This is a genomic window from Vulgatibacter sp. (assembly GCF_041687135.1).
GTDB lineage: Bacteria > Myxococcota > Myxococcia > Myxococcales > Vulgatibacteraceae > JAWLCN01.
This window is the reverse complement of sequence record NZ_JAWLCN010000002.1, coordinates 293,810-315,265: the sequence shown is the minus strand read 5'-3', so window position 1 is coordinate 315,265 and position 21,456 is coordinate 293,810. Positions and strand designations below refer to the sequence as shown.

The following is a 21,456-nucleotide window of genomic DNA, read 5'->3' as shown; positions in this document are numbered from 1 at the left end:
GGGCTCCCCCCCGGGCAGCCGCAAGGGCGCCGACCCGGAGGGGAGGGGCTGCCCGCATGGCTGCGGGCGTGGCAACCACGGACGGGCCGTGTTATGCGGCGCCTTTGCCGCATGGCGGACGATCGAGCAAGGAGCATCCAGGTGGCCGACGAGACTTTCGAGGGCGAAGGCGAAGAGTCGTTTGCGGAGCTGTTCGAGCAGAGCATCCGCCAGAAGCCCAAGCGCGTGCAGCCGGGCGAGCGCGTCACCGGCACGGTGGTGCAGGTCGGCGCCAACCGCGTCTACCTCGACCTCGGCGGCGGCGTGGACGGGATGATCGAGCTCTCCGAGCTCGCGGCCCCCGGCGAGAAGCCCGACGTCAAGCCGGGAGACAAGATCGAGGCCTACGTCGTCGCCGTGCAGAACCGCGTGGCGGAGCTCGCCATGTCGATGGGCAAGGGCGTCGCCGCCAAGGCGGCCCTCGAGGACGCCGCGCAGACCGGCGTTCCCGTCGAAGGCGCGATCACCGCGGTGAACAAGGGCGGCTACGTGGTCGAGGTGGCGGGCGTGCGCTGCTTCTGCCCGCTGGGCCAGATGGACGTGCGGCGGATCGAGGATCCCGCCACGATGATCGGCCAGAAGCACCGCTTCCGGATCACCGAGTGGCGGGGCGGCCGCGACGTTGTCCTCTCCCGCCGCGCGCTGCTCGAGGAGGAGCAGGCGGCGAGGGCGGAGGAGACGCGCAAGCGCCTCGAGCCCGGCGCCCGCTTCCAGGGCATGGTCACCAACGTCCGCGAGTTCGGCGCCTTCGTCGACTTCGGCGGCGTCGAGGGTCTCGTCCCCGCCAGCGAGCTGGCGTGGGGCAGGCAGCGCCCGCAGGACGTGGTCCACCCCGGCCAGGAGGTCGAGGTGGAGGTGCTGCGGATCGAGGTCAAGGACGGCAAGGAGCGGATCGCGCTCTCGATGCGGACCGTCACCGAGGATCCCTTCTTCAACACGGTGGACGAGCTGCCCGAGGGGACGATCGTCCAGGGCAGGGTGATGCGCCTGCAGCCCTTCGGCGCCTTCGTGGAGATCGTGCCGGGCGTCGAGGGCCTGCTCCACGTGAGCGCCTTCGGCAAGCGCGTGGGCCACCCGTCGGAGATGGTCTCGGTCGGCGACGAGATCGCCGTTTCGGTGGACGCCATCGACCGGGACGCGCGCCGGATCTCGCTCTCCTTCGTCTCGCCCGAGGAGCTCGGCGAGATCCTCGGCGGCGGCGAGGAGGCCCCTGCAGCGGAGGCGAAGGAGGGCATGGCGGTGCGCCGCCAGCGCGCTCCCGAGGCCGCCGCGGCGCCGGCACCGCAGGCGGGCGGCGCCCAGGTCCTCGGCCGCACCGCGCCCAAGCCGGTGAGCGCCGAGGCTGGTGAGGCCCCCGCGCCCGCAGGCGCGGCGCCGGCGGTGCCCTCGGTGGGCACCGTGCTCGACGTCACCGTCGACCGGATCGAGAGCTTCGGCGTCTTCGTCTCGTGGGGCAGCGGCCGCGGCCTCGTCCCCGCTGCGGAGCTCGGCGTGCCCCGCGGCACCGACCTGCGCCGCGCCGCCCCGGTGGGCAGCACCTTCCGAGCGGCGGTCTCCGACGTGCGCGACGACGGCAAGGTCCGCCTCTCCAAGCGCGGCGCCGAGGAGGCAGAGGAGCGCGCCGAGGCCAAGGCCTGGATGCAGACCCAGAAGCAGCCGCAGGGCAAGGGCCTGGGCACCCTGGGCGATCTGCTCAAGGGCAAGCTCGGCAAGTAGCGCCTGCTACGAGAGCCCGGGGTGCATCTCGCCCCGGGCCGCGTCACCGGGGATGGTGGCTGGCAGCCGGACCGTCGCCACCGCCCCGCCACCCTCCCGCGCCGCGAGCCCGATGGTGCCGCCGTGGCGGAGGACGATCTCCCGCGCCACGTAGAGCCCCACGCCGAGGCCGGCGAGGTTCGTCCCCTCGACCCCGCGGCTGAAGCGCTCGAAGAGCGGCTCCGCTCCAGCTGCCAGGCCCATGCCGCGGTCCGCTACCTCGAGCCGCGCGCCGCCCGCCTCGGTCGGGCGCACGCGCACCTCGATCAGGCCGCCGCCGGGGCTGTATTTCACCGCGTTGGCCACGAGGTTGTAGACGACCTGCTCGATGCGGAGCTCGTCCCAGCGCCCGACCGCGGGCTCGAGGGTGAGGCGCAGCTCGAAGCCGGCGGCCTCGCTCACCAGCCCCACCGCCACCCGCCGCGCGATCTCGGCGAGATCGCAGGGCGCCGGCTGGAGCGCGAGCTCCTCCACGCCGACCCGCGACGCGTCGAGGAGCTGGTTCACCAGGCGGGTGAGGCGATCGACCTGGCGATCGAGCTTCTCCAGCCGCTCCTGCTGCTCGGCGGGCAGGCGCCGCCGCAGGAGCTGCACCTGCGTCTTGAGGGCGGTCATCGGCGTCTTGAGCTCGTGGGAGGCGATCGAGAGGAACTCGTCCTTCGCGCGGCTCGCCGCCTCCACCGCTTCGAGCTGCCGGGAGAGCTCGTCCGCCATCCGGTCGAAATCGGCGCCGAGCTGGTGGATCTCCCGGGGGGCGTCCACGATGGTGCTGCCGACCCGCGCGTCGCGCTCGCCGCGGGCGAGCCGCGCGGCGGTGGCCGAGATGCTGCGCACCGGCCCCACGAGCAGCGGAATGAAGGCGACCGCCGCGAGGACGACGAGCAGGATCGCGAAGCCGACGAGGGCGAGCAGGCCGAGATAGGCGCGCTGGATCCGCGAGGCCACCGCCGATTGCGGCTGGCTCACCACCACCGTCCAGCCGAAGCGCTCCACCGCAGCGGCGCCGAGCTGCAGCGTCTGCTCGGCCCGGGTCAGGGCGACTTCGCCCGCCTCGCCCACGAAGGCGCCCATCCCGCCCGTACGCAGCGCGATCTGCACCGCCGTGCGCAGGGGCCTGTCCACCAGCGATTCGAGCAGGTAGTCGCCAGGGCCCCGGCGCACGACGCTGGCGCCGTCCTCGTCCACCAGCCGCAGCCGCTGGGACGGCGCCAGGGCGACGGAGGCGCGCTCCAGCACCTCGTGGAAGGAGACCGCCCCGGAGACGTAGCCGCGCACGGCTCCGTCCACCTCGATCGGCGTGGCGATCACCACCACCGGCAGCCCGCCTCCGAGCCTGCTGGCGAAGATGCCGGTCACCACCGATCCGCCACCCGCGAGGATCTCGCGCACCTCCGGCTGGTCGGAGAAATCACGGCCTGCGAGGACACGACCGTCCGCGTCGACCGGGGGCTCGAAGGCAACGATGAAGCCTGCTGCGTCGCCGACGTGGGCGTTCAGCACCTCGGGTGAATGGGCGACCAGCGCTTCGAGGCGTCGCTGGAGCCGGGCCCGGTCGGCGAGGGCGCCGCCGTCCTGCCGCGCCTCGTCCGCGAGCTCATCGGCGAGGACGGTGAGGCCGCGAAGCGCCGCCTCCACCCCCTTCTCCACGGCGACCGCCGCCACCCGCGCATCCGCGCGGTTGCGGAGCGCGAGCTCCCGGAACTCCTGGAGGTAGCGATCCCGCCCCTCCTGCGCCGCGAGGAGCAGCAGGGGCAGCCCTGCGGCGAAGGCGAGGGCGGTGGCGAAGCCCGTGCTGAACCCGGCGTTGCGCAGGGAGGGGGGCAGGAGATCACGTACGCGCCTGCGGATCGTCGGAAGCAGGAGGAGCCCCTGCACCGCGAGGACGGCGAGGAGCGAGTTGAGCACCTGCTTCACCACCACCACCGCCGCCTGCGAGGGCGAGACGCCGATGATCAGCGCGTAGGTGACGTAGAGGTAGCCGATTCCGACCAGCCACCAGAGCAGGTCGGCGACCACCGGGACCATGCGGCGGGAGAGCCAGCCGAGGACGAGGCCCTCGAGGCCGAAGCCGATCATGCCCCAGGGATGGCCCCAGAGGAGGACGGTGGAGGCGGTGGCGAGGAGCCCGGCGACGAGGCCGGCTGCGGGGCCGAGCAGGATCGCCGCCAGCGGCACCGCCAGCAGGCCGGGTAGGAGATGCACCCCGGGGAGCAGCTCGATCGGGAAGGCGTTCAACGCCAGCCCGATCAGGCCGAGGCCGGCTCCCGCCAGGAGGCGCAGTCCGAAACGGGGCTGAAACTCGTTCCCATTCCGCAAAGGGGGCTCCTCGCTGGCCCTCCGAGATGGGGATTGCGCGGGCTGCAGTCAAGCAGCTTCCGCACGCCCCCGACCCTGCGCCTGCTGCTGCCCCGCGGTCTCGCCCCGCCGCCGACGGAAGAGGCCGACGGCGCAGGCGGCCAACGCGAACCAGCCCGGCCAATCGCCGAACCTGCCGTAGAGCGTGGGCCCGCCGGTGATCATCGGAACCTCGTGGACGAGGAGCTCCTCGGTTTCGAAGCCGCTCGTCCGCACCGGCCTGCCGGCGGCGTCGACGAAGGCGCTGATGCCGGTGGCGGTGGAGCGGATCAGCCAGCGCCGGTGCTCGATGGAACGGAACGTCGCCAGCGCCAGGTGGATCGGCGGCTCGTGCGGCCCGTACCAGGAGTCGTTGGTGATGTTCACCATCGCGTGGGGACGGGTCCCGGCCTCGTCGATCGGCCCCATGAGCGAGCGGATGAAGGACGGGAGGATGTCCTCGTAGCAGATGTCCGTCGAGAGGGCGTAGTCGCCCACCGGCAGCGGCGCCCGGCTCTGCCCGCGCTCGAAGCGGCTGGTGTAGGGGAGCAGATCGTAGACCTGCGGGAAGATCGAGTCGCCGGGCACGTATTCGCCGAAGGCGAGGAGCTGGATCTTGTCGTAGCTGGCGAGGATCTCGCCGCCCTCGTCCACCGCGAGCGCGGCGTTCCAGATCTTGCGGCGCCCCTCGAACTCCGCGCGCAGCGCGCCGACGATCATCGGCGCGGAGACCTGGCGGGCCACCCAGCCCTCGAGGTTCTTCACCTGCGGGGTGACGGCGCGGTTCAGGCCGCTCTCCGGCCAGACCACGAGGCCGATGCCGGGGATCCGCATCGCCTCCTCGGTCATCCGCTGGTAGCGGCGGATCCCCTCGCCAGCGCGCTCGTGTTTGCTCGCAGCGCCGACGTTGGCCTGCACGATCGCGGTCTTGAGCTTCGGCGCCGCCTCGTCGAGGGCTTCGATCTGGCCGATGCGCACGGTGCCGTAGACGAGGGTGGCGGCGAGGACCACGGCCGCCGTGGCGGGAAGGGCGGGGCGCGGACGCCGCCGCTCCAGCGCCGCCAGCACCAGCTCGTAGATCGCCCCGTTCGCCAGCGCGAGGACGAAGGAGACGAGGAGCACGCCGCCGAGATCGGCGACCTGCGTCACCAGCGGCACCCAGGTTTGCGAGTTGGCGAAGTAGGAGGGGAAGAGGAGCGGGAAGGTGAGCTCCACCGCCACCAGGGCGGGGGCCACGGTGATCCCGAGGGAGAGGCCGGCGCGGCGCGAGATGCCCCAGGCGAGCAGGCCGACCGCCCCGAAGATCGCGCCCTGGCCGATGGAGAGGAGCAGGTAGCCGAGGAAGGCCAGGGGCAGGGGCAGGTGGGCGAAGCTCTGCAAGAGGTGGACGACCCAGAAGTAGCCGCCCAGGTGCGTGACGAACCCCATCCACCACGAGAGGGCGAGGGCCTGCTTCCACGCCTGCGCACCACGCAGGGCGAGGAGCAGCGGCACGAGGCTCACCCACGCCAGGTACCACTGGTCGAAGCCGACGAAACCGACGAAGTAGAGCACGCCGGAGAGCGTGGCCAGAATCCAGGGAATCGGGTTGCGCAGAGGGTTCACGGGGGGCGACCATAGGGAGGACGCCGTCGGACGGTCAACGGGCGTCGTGTGACGCAACACGCGAGGGCGTCCCGGCCTGCCCGGACGGCGGCGGGTTGCGGGAAACGTGCTGCCGTTCCCATCCTATCCGGCAGGGGTGGAAGGAGGTCATCCAGGTGCCCTTTGTTCGAGGGCTGTTGGTTCTGGCGGTGACGTGCCTTGCGACCACCGCCTCGGCGGGCTCGCCGGAGCAGTCGACTGCGCTCGCGCGACAGGCGCTCGATCGCAAGCTCGACGGCCCGCCGACCGGCGAGGAGCGGTCCGCCGTGCCCCGCCTCGAAATCCGGCAGAGCGGCTCGGAGCTGCGCGAGCAGCTGATCGGCCTACTTCCGGGCGAGACCCTGGAGGACGTCGCCCGCACCCTGGCCAACCGCCAGGTCGAGGTGAGGCTTTCCAGCGATCGCGCCTTCTTCCTCGTCCGCGTCCCGCTGGGGTGATGGACGAGCCTGCGCCAGCTGCCCAGGTTGGGCCGTTTTTCCCTGCAACGCTGCCGGGAGGAGCGGCATCCTAGGTGCCGAGAAACCACACCAGCCGACGAAGGAGTGCGAATCCATGGCGCTGAAGCTGCGTACCCCGATGCCCGACCTCACCGGCGCCACCGAGTGGCTGCACGGGGATCCCATCTCCGCCGATTCGCTCAAGGGCCACGTCACGCTGGTCCACTTCTGGGCGGTGAGCTGCGGCATCTGCAAGCCGCACCTGCCCACCATCAACGAGTGGAAGCAGAAGTACGAGGGGCAGGGCGTCCGCTTCGTCTCCATCCACATGCCGCGGCAGGAGGCGGACACGGACGTGGCTGCGGTGAAGAAGGCGATCGAGGAGTACGCGATCCGGCACCCCACCGCCGTCGACAACATGCACGGCGTCACCGATGCCTTCCAGAACGAGTACGTGCCCGCGTACTACGTCTTCGATCAGGAGGGGCAGCTGCGCTGCTACATGTCGGGCGAGAAGGTGCTGCCCGGCGTGCAGCAGACCATCGACCGCCTCCTCGGCGCCGCGCAGCAGACGGCGTAGCCGAACGTCCCGCCTGGGCCCGCTGCAAGGGGGCCCGCGCCCTTCCCGATCAGCGCTCGCGCACCGGTGCGTACTGCAGCCGCGAGCGCTGCTGATCGCCCCAGGTGGTGACCCAGCCGTCGGGGGCGATGCGCCTGCCCGGCAGGGACCAGGCCTGCAGGCCGCCACCGCAATCGCCCACGACGAGCAGACCGTCGAGCAGCACCGCGGCCCCGCCCCGCGGCGGCGCCGTGATCGCACAGCGCGCCACCGACGCGCCGGTTCCGTCGTATTCGACCAGGTGTCCATCGGCCTGCTGGTCGTGACCGACGAGCAGCGCGGTGCCGCGGTCGGTGAGCAGCGGCGTCGTCCGCACGCTCATCGGCGGCTGCAGCCGCCAGCGTTCGATCCCGGTGGCGGGATCGAAGCTGTAGAGGAAGGGCGCCTGCCAGTGGCCAACCACCACCGGCTCCTCCACGCCGAAGCCGAAGGCGAGGGGGCCGCGGACGAGAGGCGGCAGCCGGACCTCGGCGTCGCAGAACGGATGCCTGCCGGCGATGGGCAGCGCCGGGCCGTCCCCGGCGATTCCCATCCAGCGGCTCTCGCCGTGGGTGGCGGCGAAGAGGTGATCGCCCGCCACCGCCTCTGGATAGAAGTTGCCCGCCCCACCCGACGGGCCTTCCGCCCTGCCGGACGCGTCGATCCGATGGAAGCGAAAGTCGACGGTGCACCCGTCGTCCTCGCTGTGGTCCCGCTGGAAGTGGACCTCGCCCGCCGAGCCGAGGAGCGAGGCGGCGAGGATCGCCTCCTCGCGGTGCGACCAGCTCCGCGCCCCGGTGGCGGGATCGAACGCCGCCACGTGGCCGGGCCCCGCGCAGCTCGAGCCGCTCCACCACGTCACCACCCGCAGCCTGCCGTCGGCAGCGAGGAGTCGAACCGTCGCGCCGTCCTCCACGTGGGCGCCGGGCAGCACGGCGGGAAGCGAGACGCTCCAGAGGCGGGCGGCGGTGGCGGTGGAGCGGGCGACCAGCTCGCCGTCGATCACGGTGAAGAGGCGCGCGCCGAGGAGGGCGATCTCCCGGCTCGCCCCTGCCGCCAGACGGAAGCGCTCCCGGCCCTCGCGATCCAGCGACACCAGCGTCCTGGCCGTGTACCAGGCGCGATCGTCCTCCCCTTCGAGGAGATAGAGATGGCCCGCCTCGTCCGCGTGGCCGAAGAAGCTCATGTGGCCTGCGGGCTCGTACGACCAGGCGGCGGTGAGCACGCCGTCGCCGCCGCCGTTGCAGACGCCGCCGTCGCAGGTGCCCGTGCCGCAGGCGCCGTCGCAAGGCGCTCCCTCGGGGCGCGCCCGCACGCCGCAGACGCCCTCCTCGAGGAAGGCCTCGAGGCAGGGGTGATCCGGCTGCTCGCAGCAACTCGCGTCGGGTACGTGGCTGCATCCCGCCTCGGCGCTGCAGAGGTCCGCCGTGCAGGGATCGCCGTCGTCGCAGGCGGGCAGGCCGACACAGGAGCCGGCCCTGCAGCGCGCCGCCTCGAGGCAGGCGCCGCCGTCACAGGGCGTGTCGTCCGGAACCGCCTCCTCGACACAAGCGCCGACCGCCGGATCGAAACGCCAGCTGCTGCAGTCGGTGGCTGCAGGGCAGGCCGGCGCCTCCGCCACCTCCGCGGTCACGGGGATGTGGACCTCGTCCCCTCGCACCGAGAGCGTGAGCGTCGCCTCGTGCCTGCCCACCCGCTCCGGCAGCAGGCGCACCAGCGGCGATGCTTCGGCGCCTGCCGCCACCTCCACGGCGGAGGTCGACAGCGCGAAGGGTGGATCGACCGCGAGGCCGAGGAACTCGCGGGCGAGGCCGCGGTTGGCGATCGCGATCGGCGCCGTCGCCTCGTGGCCGACGAAGGCCCGATCGAAGTGAATTGCATCGGGCAGGTCGAGGCCCGCGTGCACGTGCGAGAGCCGCTCCTCGCTGCAGGCGAGGACGAGGAGGGCCAGCAGGGGAAGCGTCGCCCGGATGTGCATCGGCCCAGCCTACGAGAGCGAACCTGCCGCGACAACGCGGGGCGCCCGATCAGCCGAAGCGCACCGACTCCTTGCGGATCCGCACGCCCTCCGGCACCGAGCCGCCGCCGAAGACCGCGGCGATCACCTCGGTGGGCCTGGCGCTGCCACCCGGATCGTTGCGGACCCGGAAGGTCACCTCCCGCGCGCCGTCGACGACGAGGTCGCCGACGATCGCCTTGAGGTCGACCTCCTTCACCTGCGCGTGCGCATGCCGGGCGCCGCGCCGCGTCCCCTTGCTCTTCGAGGCGGGGCGCTCGCGGGAGATGGTGGCGCCGTTCGCGGCGAAGGCCGCCACTGCTGCGGGCAGATCACAGGCGAAGCCCGCCGGGAAGGCGACGCGGTATTCGAACGCCTCGATGGCGGCCTGCAGCGCCGTCGCGTTCCGGGGGATCTCCCCGACCTCGACGAGGCGGAAGCCGGCGGGGAGCTGGGCGCCGAGGCGCTCCTCCAGCTCTGCGGGCAGGAGCGGCTCGGAGAGGGCGAGGTCGAGGTACTCCGCCTCGCTCTCCACGCCCACCGGCAGCGCGGGGCCGAAGGAGAGGCGCGGCCTCGGGTTGAAGCCCTCGGAGAAGGAGATCGGCAGCTGCGCCCGGCGCAGCGCCCGCGAGACGGCGTAGCTCGTCTCGAGGTGCGAGAGCGCGATGGCGCGGCCGGTCTTGGCGTAGCGCAGCCGGTACCAATGCTGCGGCGCGTGGACCTCCGGCGCCTTCTTCTCCTGCGGCGCCGCCTCCAGCGCCGCGAGGCGCTCTTCCATCTTGCCCACCTTCGCCACCAGCCGCTGCGCCGCAGCGGTGGCGGGTCCGGGCTGCTCCTCGGCGAGGATCGGGAGCGCGACAGCGCCCTGCGCCACCGCCTGCACCACGCGGGTGCCGCGGTCCTTCTCGGCTGCGCGGCGCGCGTTCTCGGAGAGCTGCAGCGGCCCCAGCTCGTAGGGCGTGCCGTCCTCGTGGAGGTAATCGCGCGGATCGTAGACCCGGTTCTTCACCACCTCGTAGTCGCAGGCGCCGCAGACGTGGCAGGGAACGATGGCGCAATCCGGCACCTCGATCTCCGCGGCGTCGTGGCTGCGCTCGCGCTCGCGCCAGAGGTAGGGTTTGGTCACCTCGCAGTCGATGGTGTCCCAGGGGAGGATCTCGTCGCGGCCGCGCTCGCGGTGGGCGAAGAAGTCGAGTCCCACGCCCCACTCCTTCTCCATCTCGTACGCCGCCTTGCGCCAGCGCTCGTGGGAGAAGAACTCGCCCCAGCCGTCGAGGACCTGGCCCATGCGGTAGGCGGCGAGGATCGCGGTGGCGACGCGGCGATCGCCGAGGCAGAGGAAGGCCTCGATCTCCGAGCCCTCCGCGTCGGGATATTTGAAGTCGATGCTGCGGCTGGGGCCGAACGCCTCGCGGAGCAGGCGCTGCTTGCGCCGCGTCTCGGAGACCGTGAGATGTGGCTCCCACTGGAAGGGGGTGAAGGGCTTGGGGACGAAGGTGGAGACGCCGACGTGGATCGTGGCGCGGTTGGTGTGCTTGCGCCCCATGCGCAGCGCCTTGTGGGCCACCTCGCCGATGGCGAGCACGTCCTCGTCCCGCTCGGTGGGCAGGCCGATCATGAAGTAGAACTTCACCAGGTCCCAGCCGGCGCCGAAGATCGTCTCCACCGCGTGGAGGAGATCGGACTCCTCGTTCCCCTTGTTGATCACGCGGCGCATCCGCTCGCTCGCCGCCTCGGGCGCCACGGTGAAGCCGCCCTTGCGCACCCGCCGGATCTGCTGGGCGAGGCGCTCGTTCATCGTCTCGGTGCGCAGCGAGGGGATGCCCACCGAAATCTTGTCGGGGGCGAACTCCTCGAAGAAATCCTCGAGCATGCCGTTCAGGCATTGGTAGTCGCCGGCGGAGAGGGAGAGGAAGCTCACCTCCTCGTAGCCGGTGGTCTCGAGGCCGCGCTTCGCCAGGCGCAGCACCTCCTTGGGATCGCGCTGGCGGGTGGGGCGGGTGAGCATGCCCACCTGGCAGAAGCGGCAGCCGCGGGTGCAGCCGCGCTGGATCTCGATCGGCAGGCGATCGTGGATCGTCTGCATGAAGGGGAGCACCGGCTTCTCGTAGAAGGGCGCGGTGTTGAGGTCGGGGACGACCCGCCGCGTCGCCTTCGTGTAGCCCGGCTTGCGGGGCCGGATCGCGCGGATCGGACCGCCGTGCTCGAAGTCGTAGTCGAAGAGCGAGGGGACGTAGACGCCGCGGATCTCGGCGAGCTCCCAGAGAAGCTCCTCGCGGCTGCCACCCTCGCGCTTCCAGGCGAGGAAGAGGTCGTTGATCTCGTGGACCACCTCCTCCGCTTCGCCCACCACGAAGAGATCGAAGAAGGGGGCGACCGGCTCCGGCGAGTAGGCGCAGGGACCGCCGCCGATCACGAGCGGGTCGTCGCGACGGCGGTCCTTCGCGAGCAGGGGGATGCCGGCGAGATCGAGCAGGCCGAGCACGGTGGTGTAGCAGAGCTCGAATTGCAGGGTGATCCCGACGATGTCGAAGTCGCGGACCGGGGCCCGGCTCTCCAGGGTGAAGAGCGGCATACCCGCCTTCCGCATCATCCCCGCCATGTCGGTCCAGGGCATGAACGTGCGCTCGGCGGCGGTCTCGGGGCGGCGGTTGAGCACGTGGTAGAGCACCCGGAAGCCGAGGTTGCTCATACCCACCTCGTAGACGTCCGGGAAGGCGAGCGCCCAGGTGACCTCGGCTGCGCGGAGGTCCTTCTGGATCGCGTTCACCTCGCCGCCCACGTAGCGCGTGGGCTTCTGCGCCTGCAGGATCAGGTGGTCGGCGTCGACCGGGCGGAAATCCTTCATCGTGGTCCTCGCCTCCGCGGTGGGGGAGCGACGGATGTAGCACGCCGCCGCCCGATTCGCTTCCCTCGTGCGTGGTCGGACGCGGGGCCGTCGGGGCGTGCGGTGATTAGCGTCGAGGCAGGAAGATGCCCTTGCGCAACCGAGTCGGCAGCATCCCGCGATACCTCACCGGCAGAGCCCTCGCCGAAGCGGCGTTCGTCTGTCTCGCCTACCTGGTGCTCGGCCTGGCGAGCTACCGCCTGACCTATGCGCCGGAGCTCAACCTGGCGGGCTCGTGGTTGCCCAGCGGTCTCTCGCTCGCCGTGCTGGTCTCGCGGAAGCGGGAGCGCTGGCCGCTGCTGCTCCTCGCGGTCTTCGTCGCGGACGCGCTCCTCCTCGGCTCCAGGGGCGTCGACCCGGCGATCGTCGTGGGCTGGTCTGTCGCCGACGTGGTGGAACCCCTGGTGGGCGCGACCCTGATCCGGCGGGCGATGCCCACCCGCGGGCTGCCGCTCCTGCGGGCGCGCGAGGTCTACCTGCTCGGCCTCTACGGCACGCTCGCAGGGCCGATGGCGGGGACGGCGCTCGCGCTCGTGACGACGCTGCTGGCAGGTGAGCCTCCCGCTTCGATCCTGAGCTTCTCCCTCGCCTGGTGGGGCAGCGCCGCCCTCGGAACGGCGAGCCTCGCGGCGCTGCTCCTCGCCGCCCGACCGCGGATCCTGCGGGCGCCGCCGTCCCGGCTGGCGGAGGCGATCCTCCTCGGCTCGAGCCTCGTCGTGCTCACCGCGCAGGGGTTCATGCTCGCAGACGTGGTGGCCCGCTTCGTCGCCCTGGGGCTCGCAGCCTTTCCCGTCCTCGCCTGGGCGGCGATCCGCTTCGGCCCCAGCGGCGCAGCGTGGGGCGCTGCGGCAATCTCCCTGCTGGCGGTGATCCTCACCGCCCGCGGGTACGGGCCCTTCGCCGAACTCTACACCGTGCAGGAGTATGTGCGGGTGGTGCTGGTGCAGGCCCTCTTCGCGCTGGCCACCATCACCGCGCTGCTCCTCGCCGCGATGACCGCGGAGCGCCGGCGGGCGGAGAGCCTGCAGCGGATGCTGGTCGACGCCGGCACGATCCTCGCCTCGATTTCCCCGCTGCAGGACCGGGTGGAGCGGGCGCTGCGGCGCTCGGTGCACACGCTGGGCCCCACGGCGATCTTCTGGCGCAGCGAGCGCCCCTTCGTCCCGGAGGCCTTCGCGCAGCGCGAGGGCATGGCGCCTCCCACGGGGCTGCGCCTCGCCGAGCTCGCAGGAGCGGGCCCGCCCGAAGGGCTGGAGCAGCGCTGCGAGGGGGCCTCCTGTTGGCTGCGCCTGCCCGTGGGCACCTCGAGCTTCAACCCCGCTGGCGTCCTCGCGGTGGAGGCGACGACCGCCCGCCGCTATTTCGACCCCTCCGAGACGCAAGCGGTCGAGGCGCTGGGCAGCCGCCTCGCCCTCGAGTGCGAGAGGGACCGGCTCCTCGGCGAATCGGAGCGCCTCTACCGCGACGCGCAGGAGGCGGTACGGGTCCGGGACGAATTCCTCTCCGTCGCCTCGCATGAGCTGAAGACGCCGCTCACGCCCCTTGCCACGCGCCTGCAGATGCTCCAGCGCCGGGTGCGCGCCGGCCTGCCGGTGGACGAAGCCGCCATCGAACGGGCCCAGGCAAGCCTCGGGCGCCTCGCCTGGCTGATCAACGATCTGCTCGACGTGACCCGGATCCAGGCGGGCACGATGGAGATGCAGCAGCGGCCCATCTCTCTCACCCGGATCGCCGAGAACGCCGTGGCCGCCACCGCGCCGCGGGATTCCGGGCGGATCCGCTTCGAGGCCGCGGGGGAGGTGCTGGTGCAGGGTGATCCCAACCGCCTCGAGCAGGTGGTCTCCAACCTGGTCGACAACGCGCTCAAATACAGCAGCGGCGAGGTGGTCGTCGCCATCCGGAACGAAGGGACGCAGGCCCACCTCACCGTGAGCGACCACGGCATCGGCATCCCAGCGGAGCAGCTCGAGCAGCTCTTCGAGCGCTTCTTCCGGGCGAGGAACGCGTCGTCTGCCTCCTACGGCGGGCTCGGCCTCGGGCTCTACATCGTGCGCGACATCGTGGAGCGGCATGGGGGCAGGATCTGGGCCGAGAGCGCCGAGGGCAGGGGCGCCACCTTCCACGTCTCCCTGCCGGTGCTCCATGCGGCGGCGTTCCAGACGGAGAAGGAGGCACGGGGCGCACGCCAGCTGCATTGAGCGGGGCTGGTCGCGTGTAAGGCGCGACGCCGTGGAGCGTCTTCCCGAGCGAGGCAAGGGCAGAGGGGACGGAATCAGCCGCCCCGAGGAACCCCGCCCCCGGAGAACGACATGGACTGCAACTGCTCCCCCTGCACCTGCAACCCCTGCAACTGCAACGCTGGCGCCTCGAAGACCGCTTCCTGCACCTGCGTGCCCTCGTGCAGCTGCGCCCCCGCCTGCAAGTGCGGCGAGCGGGCGGCGCGCTCGTGCTGCTGCAGCTGAAGCCGAAACCGCCTCCGGCCCGGCCCGCTCCGTGGGGCCGGGCAGGCCGGCGACGGCGATGTCGCTCCGCGGCGAGGGAGCCGAGTCGTCAGCGCCGGACGCGGAAGTCCGAGAACTCCGCCCGGGCGGGAGACCAGTTGGCCTCCACCTCGTCGACCCGTGCGCCGACAGGGCCCTGCCTGCACCAGGCGACGAAGTCCTCGACCTGCGGCCTGGGGCCCTCGACCACCGCTTCCACCGCCCCGTCGCCGGTGTTGCGCACCCATCCGAGGAGGCCGCGCTCCTCCGCTGCCCGCTGCGCGCTGGCCCGGTAGAAGACGCCCTGCACCCTGCCGATGATCTTGAGCTCGACGCGCACCATCTCAGCCTCCGAGCATCTCCACGAATCCCGCCTCGTCGACGACGGCGACACCGAGCTCCTGCGCCTTCTTGCGCTTGGAGCCCGCGTCCGCTCCGGCGACGACGAGGTCGGTCTTCTTCGACACCGAGCCCGAGACCTTGCCGCCGCGCCGCTCGATCTCCGCCTTGGCCTGATCGCGGCTAAAGGCGGCGAGGGTGCCGGTGAGCACCACCGTCTTGCCGGCGAAGGCGCCGCCGGTCTGCACCGCCGCCTCGGGCTGCGGCTCGACGCCGACCTCGAGGAGGTGGCGGATCACCTCCCGGTTCTCCTCGCGATCGAAGAACTGCCGGATCCAGGAGGCGCGCGTGGGCCCGACACCGGGCAGGAGCTCGAGCTCCGCCTTGTCCGCGCGCACCAGCGCGTCGACGGCGGGGTAGCGCTTCGCGAGGACCGCGGCAAACGCCTCGTTGACGCCGCGAATGCCGAGCGCGTTGTAGAAGCGCCGCAGGGGAACGTGCTTGCTGCGCTCGACGCCGTCGGCCAGCTTCTGCCCGACCTTCGGCCCGATCTTGTAGGTCTCCTCACCGACCACCCGGTCGAGGTTGGACCAATCCTCCGCGCCGAGGCGGTAGATGTCGGCGAAGTCGCGGACGTGGCCCTTCTCGACGAGCTGCTCCACCAGCTCGTTGCCGAGCCCCTCGATGTCCATCGCGCGTCGCGAGACGAAGTGGCGCAGCCTTTCCTTCAGCTGGGCGGGGCACGCGCTGTTGGTGCAGCGCCAGGCCGCAGCGAGCTTCACCGACTTGCCGGATTCGTCCTCTTCGAGGACCTCCCGCGTCACCTCGGCGCCGCAGGCGGGGCAGGTCTTCGGGAACTCGAACGGCTCCTCCCGCCCGGTCCGCACCTCGACGACGACCTTGACCACCTCGGGGATCACGTCGCCCGCCCGGCGCACGACCACGCGATCGCCGACGCGCACGTCCTTGCGCCGGAGCTCGTCCTCGTTGTGCAGCGTGGCGCGCGCCACCATCACGCCGCCGACGCGGACCGGGACGAGGTGCGCCACCGGCGTGAGGACCCCCGTGCGTCCCACCTGCACGTCGATCTTCTCGACGCGGGTGGTCTCCTCCTCCGGGGGAAATTTGTAGGCGACTGCCCAGCGCGGGCTCTTCGAGACCTGGCCCAGGCGCGCCCGGAGATCTTCGTCGTCGACCTTCACCACCACGCCGTCGACCTCGTAGGGCAGCTCGTGGCGCTGCTCGAGGATCGACTTCCAGTAGCTCTTCAGCTCCTCGACGCCGGAGGCGATGCGCCAGGCGCCGCTCTCCTTGAAGCCGAGCGCTGCGAGGCGGCGGAGCTTCTCCTCGTGGCACGCGAAGGCCTCGGTGCTCTCGCCCACCTCGTAGGCGAAGAAGGTGAGCGGCCGGCTCGCGGTGATCTTCGGATCGAGCTGGCGCAGCGATCCGGCCGCGGCGTTGCGCGGGTTGGCGAAGACCTTCTCCCCCGCCTCCTCCTGCCGCCGGTTGAGCGCCGCGAAGTCCCTCTTGAACATCACCACCTCGCCCCGGACCTCGAGGCGGGCGGGGGCGGTGCCGTGGAGGCGGAGCGGAACGGAGCGGATCGTACGCAGGTTGCCGGTCACGTCCTCCCCGACCTCCCCGTCGCCGCGGGTCGAGCCCTGGACGAAGCGCCCCTCCTCGTAGATCAGCTCTACGGCGAGGCCGTCGAATTTCGGCTCGCAGGTGTAGCGGATCGGCTGCCCCTCACCGAGGTCGAGGCGCCGCCGCAGCCCCGCGTCGAAATCTTCCAGCTCGCCCTCGTCGAAGACGTTGGCCAGGGAGAGCATCGGCCTGCGGTGGACCACCTTCGCGAAGCCGGGCGCCGGCGCGCCGCCCACCCGCTGCGTCGGCGAGTCGGGGGTGCGCAGCTCGGGATGCGCCGCTTCCAGCTCCTGCAGCTCGCGGGAGAGCTTGTCGTAGGCCGCGTCGGAAATGATCGGCTGGTCGAGAACGTAGTACCGGTGATCGTGGTCGCGGATCTCCTCCCGGAGCTCCTCCACTCGCCGGCTGACCTCGGGGCTGCTGCTCTTTGCGGCCATGCGGGCGGAACCTACACCACGAAGATCCCGTTCGCACCACCGTCCTTGACAGCGATCGGACGCGACTATAGCTTCCGCCTTGTTTCATCCCCCCATAGCGCGCAAACCGCTCCCCCCCGCTGCTTCGAGCGCGGGAAAACGTGATTGCTGCCACGGCCGATATGGCACGTACGCCTCGCTCCGCCATGCGGAAGGGGCACCGTCGGGGATCCTGCCCATCCCGCCCTCGACGTCGCGGGCCACCCGGTTCTTCCCATTCCGACTGCACGACGAAACGCAGACCGACGAGACGAAACAGTGACCGATCGTTCCTCCGAAGCTCCCGCACGTGCGCCGCGGGCCCGCAGGGCCGCCGCTGCGAAGGATGAGGCTGCGACCACCACCTCCCGCCGCCGTGCCGCTGCCCCTGCAGCGGCGCCCGCCGTCGTCGAGGGCGAGGCCGCCGCCGCAGAGACCACCGCAGAGGTCCAGGCCCCGGCGAAGCCCCGCCGCACCCGCAAGCCGGCTGCAGCCGCTGCGGCGGCGGAGGCCGCACCCGTCGCTGCCGGGCCTGCTGCAGAAGCGCCTGCGCCGATCGCGGCGGAGACCGTGGAGGCGACGCCGGCACCTGTCCCTGGGGCCGCGGCTCCCGCTCCGGCGCCCGCTCCCGCTCCCGCGGAAATCGAGCCGCTCGTCGTTGCCGAGCCCGTGTCGGCGGAGCGCCGCGAGGCGCAGGCCGGCGCGGCGCGGGCCGAGCAGCGTCCCGAGCGTCGCGAGGCACGGCAGCAGCGCGGACCGAAGCCCGTGATCCCCGCGCCGACCTCCACCGCGGTGGGGGTCCCCGAGCGGCGGGGACGCCGCGGCGAGCGCGGCAGGCGCGGGGAGCGCGGCGAACGTCCCCAGGTCGTCTACGACATCGAGGAGGACGAGGCAGCAGCTGCCGAGGCTGCCGAGGAGCTCACCGGCGACGAGGTGGTGATCAACCTCACCGAGCTCAAGCGCCTCAAGACGGCGCAGCTCGCGCGCATGGCGCAGGACCTCGGCGTCGAGGCGCCGGGCGGCATGCGCAAGCAGGACCTCATCTTCGAGATCCTCCAGGCGCAGGCGGTCAAGCGGGGCCGCGTCTACGGCGAGGGCACCCTCGAGGTGCTGCCCGACGGCTTCGGCTTCCTCCGCTCGCCCGATTTTTCCTACCTGCCCGGTCCCGACGACATCTACGTGTCGCCCTCGCAGATCCGCCGCTTCAACCTGCGGACCGGCGACACGATCAGCGGCCAGGTGCGCCAGCCCAAGGAAGGCGAGCGCTACTTCGCGCTGCTCAAGGTCGAGTCGATCAACTACGCGGCGCCCGAGGAGAACGCGCAGAAGGTCCTCTTCGACAACCTCACGCCGCTCTATCCGAACGAGAAGCTCCACCTCGAGCACGAGCAGGCCGAGGTGACCACGCGGATCATCGACCTGCTCGTGCCGATCGGTAAGGGCCAGCGCTGCCTCATCGTGGCGCCGCCCCGCGCCGGCAAGACGGTGCTGCTGCAGAACATCGCCCACGCGATCACCTCGAACCACGCCGACGTGCACCTCATCGTGCTGCTCATCGACGAGCGGCCCGAGGAAGTGACCGACATGGAGCGGACGGTGAAGGGCGAGGTGATCAGCTCGACCTTCGACGAGCCGGCGACCCGCCACGTGGCGGTGGCCGAGATGGTGATCGAGAAGGCCAAGCGCCTCGCCGAGAACGGCAAGGACGTGGTGATCCTCCTCGACTCGATCACGCGCCTGGCCCGCGCCTACAACGCGGTGGTGCCGCCCTCCGGCAAGATCCTCTCCGGTGGCGTGGACTCCAACGCCCTCCACAAGCCCAAGCGCTTCTTCGGCGCGGCCCGCAACATCGAGGAGGGCGGCTCGCTCACGATCATCGGCACCGCGCTCGTCGACACCGGATCGCGCATGGACGAGGTGATCTTCGAGGAGTTCAAGGGCACCGGCAACTCGGAGATCGTCCTCGACCGCAAGCTGATGGAGAAGCGGATCTTCCCGACCCTCGACATCAACAAGTCGGGCACCCGCAAGGAAGAGCTCCTCATGGACCAGATGACCCTGAACCGGGTCTGGGTCCTCCGGCAGCTCCTCCACCCGCTCTCCCCGATCGACTCGATGGAGTTCCTGCTTTCGAAGGTGCGCGGCACCACGTCGAACAAGGAATTCCTCGACTCGATGGCCCGCTGACCGCCCGGGCTGGCGAGGGCTTCGGGGGCGGGGATGATTTCCCGCCCCCGAACGGTTTGACGCACTACCTGTCGTCGGGCATAAGACGGCGACTTTTCCCACCGGTCCACTGCGCATGGTGCGCGGTGCAAGCGTGGGTGTTCGGAGTGAGCCATGAAGGAAGGCATCCACCCCAAGTACGAGCAGGCGACCATCACGTGCGCCTGTGGCGCCAACTACGAGACCCGGTCCACCGCCGGCTCGTTCCAGGTCGAAGTCTGCGCCGCCTGCCACCCGTTCTACACGGGCACCCAGAAGCTCATCGACACGCAGGGCCGCGTCGAGCGCTTCCGCAACAAGTACGGCCGGAAGGCGTAGGGCGCGAAGCCTTTCACCGACGGTACGAAGAAGGGGCGCGCGCAAGTGCGCCTTTTCTGTTTTGCGGGCCGCGAGGCCCTCTCGGAGTCGACGTGAAGCGGATCAGGCGGCTCATGCCCCTCTTCCTCGCCGAGGCGGCGAGGCCCTACATCGGCGGGCAGGCGGTTCTCGAGGGCGTGATGATGCGTTCGCCCGGCTCCTTCGTGGTGGCGGTGCGGCGCCCCGACGGCGAGATCGCCGTGCGGGCGGAGCCCTGGGACAACGTCTTCACCCGCTACCGGCTCTTCCGCCTGCCGCTCCTGCGGGGCGCGGTGGTGCTGATCGAGAGCCTCTGGAACGGTTTTGCCGCCCTCAACTTCTCGGCGGAGCACGCAGCCCCCGAGGAGGAGAAGGGCAAGCCGGTGGAGAAGCCCTCGCAGCTGGCGATGGCCGGCACCCTGGCGCTCTCGCTCGTGCTCGGGCTCGCCCTCTTCACCGGGCTTCCGCACTTCCTGACCTGGGGGCTCGGGCAGCTCGCCGGCCACCCGATCGACACCACCAGCTACGCCTTCCACGTCATCGACGGGATGTTCCAGCTGGTGATCTTCGTGGGCTACCTGGCGCTGATCTCGCGGATGCCCGACATCCGGCGGGTGTTCCAGTACCACGGCGCCGAGCACAAGACGATCTGGGCCTACGAGACGCAGCCCGCTGCCTTCGACGTGGAGGATGCGGCCCGGCAGACGACGCTCCACCCCCGCTGCGGCACCAGCTTCCTTCTCCTCGTGGTCGGCGTGTCGATCGCCATCTACTCGGCGATCTTCCCCCTCGTCCCCCGCGCCATCGAGAACGACTTCCTCAACAACCTCGCGATGCTGGGCGTGAAGCTGCCGTTGATGTTCCCGATCGCCGGCGCCTCCTTCGAGCTCCAGCGCCTCTCGGCCCGCTACCCGAAGAACCTCCTCCTCCGGGCCCTCACCGCCCCGGGCCTTTGGATGCAGCGGATCACCACCAAGGAGCCCTCGCGGGATCAGCTGGAGATCGCGGTCCTCGCGATGAAGCGCTGCATCGCCTACGAGGAGGGACGCCTGAACGAACGGGGCGTCACCCTCTACCGGGACTACGACGGCGCCATCGCCGTTCCTTGAGACGTCTGGGCAGCAGAGGGCCGCCGTCCGGTGCACGACGCACCGCGGCGGCCTTCGTGTTCCTGCTCCCCGGGCACGGTGAGCTGCCGTTTCGGCGATTGAACGTTTCGTTCAATCCACCACGAGACGTTTGAACGTTCCGTGGGGCAGCCCTCCAACCGACCGCAGGGGGCCTCGCCGTCCTGCGTGAAACACGAGGAAAACCCTTTGGTTCGGCGTCCGACGCTTGGGCGATAGCGCTGGCACGGGACTTGGAAGGTAGGCGAGCCATCCAACGCCTACTCGTTTCCGCCCGTCCGGCCCGAAGCCGGACCCGGTGAAGCCAATCCCGGAGGACGCCGATCATGCAGAAGGCCATGCACCCCGCAGCGACCCACGTCTCGGCCGTCAACACGATGCCCAGCACCAACCGCGCCGTGGGGCTGTCGTCGCAGACCCCGGAGACGGTCGATTACCGTGGCTACTTCAAGGCCGAGACCTACCCGAACAACTCGGTCATCTACCGGCCCGGCGATCCGGCCGACAAGGTCTACCTCCTCCGCAGCGGCAGGGTCCGCCTCATCCGCGTGGGCAAGGGCGCTTCGCGCTCGGTGCTGGCCATCCTCCGGCCCGGCGACCTCTTCGGCGAGCTCCTCCGCCCCGAGGGCGCGCAGGTGGAGGACCTCTCCGTCGCCTCCGGCGAGGCCGAGGTGTGGAGCATCGACAGCCGCTCCTTCCAGCAGCTCCTCGAGAGCAGGCCGCACCTCGCCATCGACGTGATCCGTGCCCTCAACGAGCGCATGCGCCACATGCGCCGCCGGGTCCTCGGCCTCACCTTCAAGGAGGTTCCGGCCCGCCTCGCCGAGACGCTCCTCTCGCTGGCGGAGTCGCACGGCGAGCGCTGCCCCCACGGCGGCGAATACGATCTCAAGGGCATCACCCAGCAGGACCTCGCCGATCTGGTCGGCGCCTCCCGCTCCTTCGTCTCGACGCTGATCAACGAGATGAAGCGCGACGGCCACCTGGGCAACGTCGGCCGCGTCCTCTGCCTCAAGGACACCAAGGCGCTGCGCAAGCTCGCCGGCCGCGAGAAGTAGTCGCATTTTCCCGGGGCGGGACCAGCGCGCGCTGCGCGCCGCGTCGTCCGCTTGCCCCGCGGCAGCCGGGTGGGTCGACAACGAGCGAGAGCCCTCCGATC

The 21,456-nt window shown here is 71.3% G+C and carries 14 protein-coding genes; 8 read left to right on the top strand and 6 right to left on the bottom strand.

Translation table 11 applies throughout. From position 1 onward, the window contains the following. The first annotated feature begins 141 nt into the window (after window positions 1-141). The gene (locus ACESMR_RS05210; RefSeq protein WP_373045662.1) at window positions 142-1,755 is read left to right on the top strand and encodes a S1 RNA-binding domain-containing protein; all 1,614 of its coding nucleotides are present in this window, start codon (window positions 142-144) and stop codon (window positions 1,753-1,755) included. 6 nt (window positions 1,756-1,761) lie between these two features. Here the strand turns inward: ACESMR_RS05210 and ACESMR_RS05205 are convergent, their stop codons facing one another. After that, window positions 1,762-4,110 (bottom strand): ATP-binding protein, encoded by a 2,349-nt coding sequence (locus ACESMR_RS05205; RefSeq protein ID WP_373045660.1) that lies wholly within the window; start codon window positions 4,108-4,110, stop codon window positions 1,762-1,764. 48 nt (window positions 4,111-4,158) lie between these two features. Beyond that, window positions 4,159-5,733, bottom strand: coding sequence for an apolipoprotein N-acyltransferase (lnt, locus tag ACESMR_RS05200; RefSeq protein ID WP_373045658.1), 1,575 nt, complete (start codon window positions 5,731-5,733; stop codon window positions 4,159-4,161). A gap of 188 nt (window positions 5,734-5,921) precedes the next feature. Between lnt and ACESMR_RS05195 the strand changes: the two genes are divergently transcribed. Together ACESMR_RS05195 and ACESMR_RS05190 are read left to right on the top strand one after the other, a co-directional pair. Continuing rightward, a complete protein-coding gene (locus tag ACESMR_RS05195; RefSeq protein ID WP_373045657.1) occupies window positions 5,922-6,209 on the top strand; it encodes a hypothetical protein in 288 nt (95 codons plus the stop codon). A 115-nt stretch (window positions 6,210-6,324) separates the two neighbouring features. Next, on the top strand, window positions 6,325-6,789 hold the full coding sequence (locus ACESMR_RS05190; protein ID WP_373045655.1) for a redoxin domain-containing protein: 465 nt from the start codon (window positions 6,325-6,327) through the stop codon (window positions 6,787-6,789). Between the two features lie 49 nt (window positions 6,790-6,838). On the opposite strand, the gene ACESMR_RS05185 is transcribed toward ACESMR_RS05190, so the two are convergent. Continuing rightward, window positions 6,839-8,785 carry a PQQ-binding-like beta-propeller repeat protein gene (locus ACESMR_RS05185; RefSeq protein ID WP_373045653.1) on the bottom strand — a complete coding sequence of 649 codons (1,947 nt, stop codon included), beginning with the start codon at window positions 8,783-8,785 and terminating at the stop codon, window positions 6,839-6,841. Between the two features lie 49 nt (window positions 8,786-8,834). Further along, window positions 8,835-11,651, bottom strand: coding sequence for a TIGR03960 family B12-binding radical SAM protein (locus ACESMR_RS05180; RefSeq protein ID WP_373045651.1), 2,817 nt, complete (start codon window positions 11,649-11,651; stop codon window positions 8,835-8,837). 131 nt (window positions 11,652-11,782) lie between these two features. Between ACESMR_RS05180 and ACESMR_RS05175 the strand changes: the two genes are divergently transcribed. After that, window positions 11,783-13,888, top strand: coding sequence for an ATP-binding protein (locus ACESMR_RS05175; RefSeq protein WP_373045649.1), 2,106 nt, complete (start codon window positions 11,783-11,785; stop codon window positions 13,886-13,888). A gap of 352 nt (window positions 13,889-14,240) precedes the next feature. On the opposite strand, the gene ACESMR_RS05170 is transcribed toward ACESMR_RS05175, so the two are convergent. Further along, entirely contained in the window at window positions 14,241-14,513 is a 273-nt protein-coding gene (locus tag ACESMR_RS05170; protein WP_373045647.1) for an acylphosphatase, read from the bottom strand. Between the two features lies 1 nt (window position 14,514). Next, a complete protein-coding gene (gene ligA / locus ACESMR_RS05165) occupies window positions 14,515-16,590 on the bottom strand; it encodes an NAD-dependent DNA ligase LigA (protein WP_373045645.1) in 2,076 nt (691 codons plus the stop codon). 297 nt (window positions 16,591-16,887) lie between these two features. On the opposite strand from ligA, the gene rho reads away from it, so the two are divergent. From rho to ACESMR_RS05145, 4 genes are all read left to right on the top strand, one after another. Continuing rightward, window positions 16,888-18,795 carry a transcription termination factor Rho gene (gene rho, locus ACESMR_RS05160; protein ID WP_373045643.1) on the top strand — a complete coding sequence of 636 codons (1,908 nt, stop codon included), beginning with the start codon at window positions 16,888-16,890 and terminating at the stop codon, window positions 18,793-18,795. A gap of 153 nt (window positions 18,796-18,948) precedes the next feature. Then, complete coding sequence (rpmE, locus tag ACESMR_RS05155; protein WP_373045641.1) at window positions 18,949-19,152, top strand: 50S ribosomal protein L31; 204 nt, start codon at window positions 18,949-18,951, stop codon at window positions 19,150-19,152. Between the two features lie 92 nt (window positions 19,153-19,244). After that, complete coding sequence (locus ACESMR_RS05150; RefSeq protein ID WP_373045640.1) at window positions 19,245-20,279, top strand: DUF1385 domain-containing protein; 1,035 nt, start codon at window positions 19,245-19,247, stop codon at window positions 20,277-20,279. A 344-nt stretch (window positions 20,280-20,623) separates the two neighbouring features. Further along, window positions 20,624-21,355 (top strand): Crp/Fnr family transcriptional regulator, encoded by a 732-nt coding sequence (locus tag ACESMR_RS05145; RefSeq protein WP_373045638.1) that lies wholly within the window; start codon window positions 20,624-20,626, stop codon window positions 21,353-21,355. Window positions 21,356-21,456: the final 101 nt, after the last annotated feature.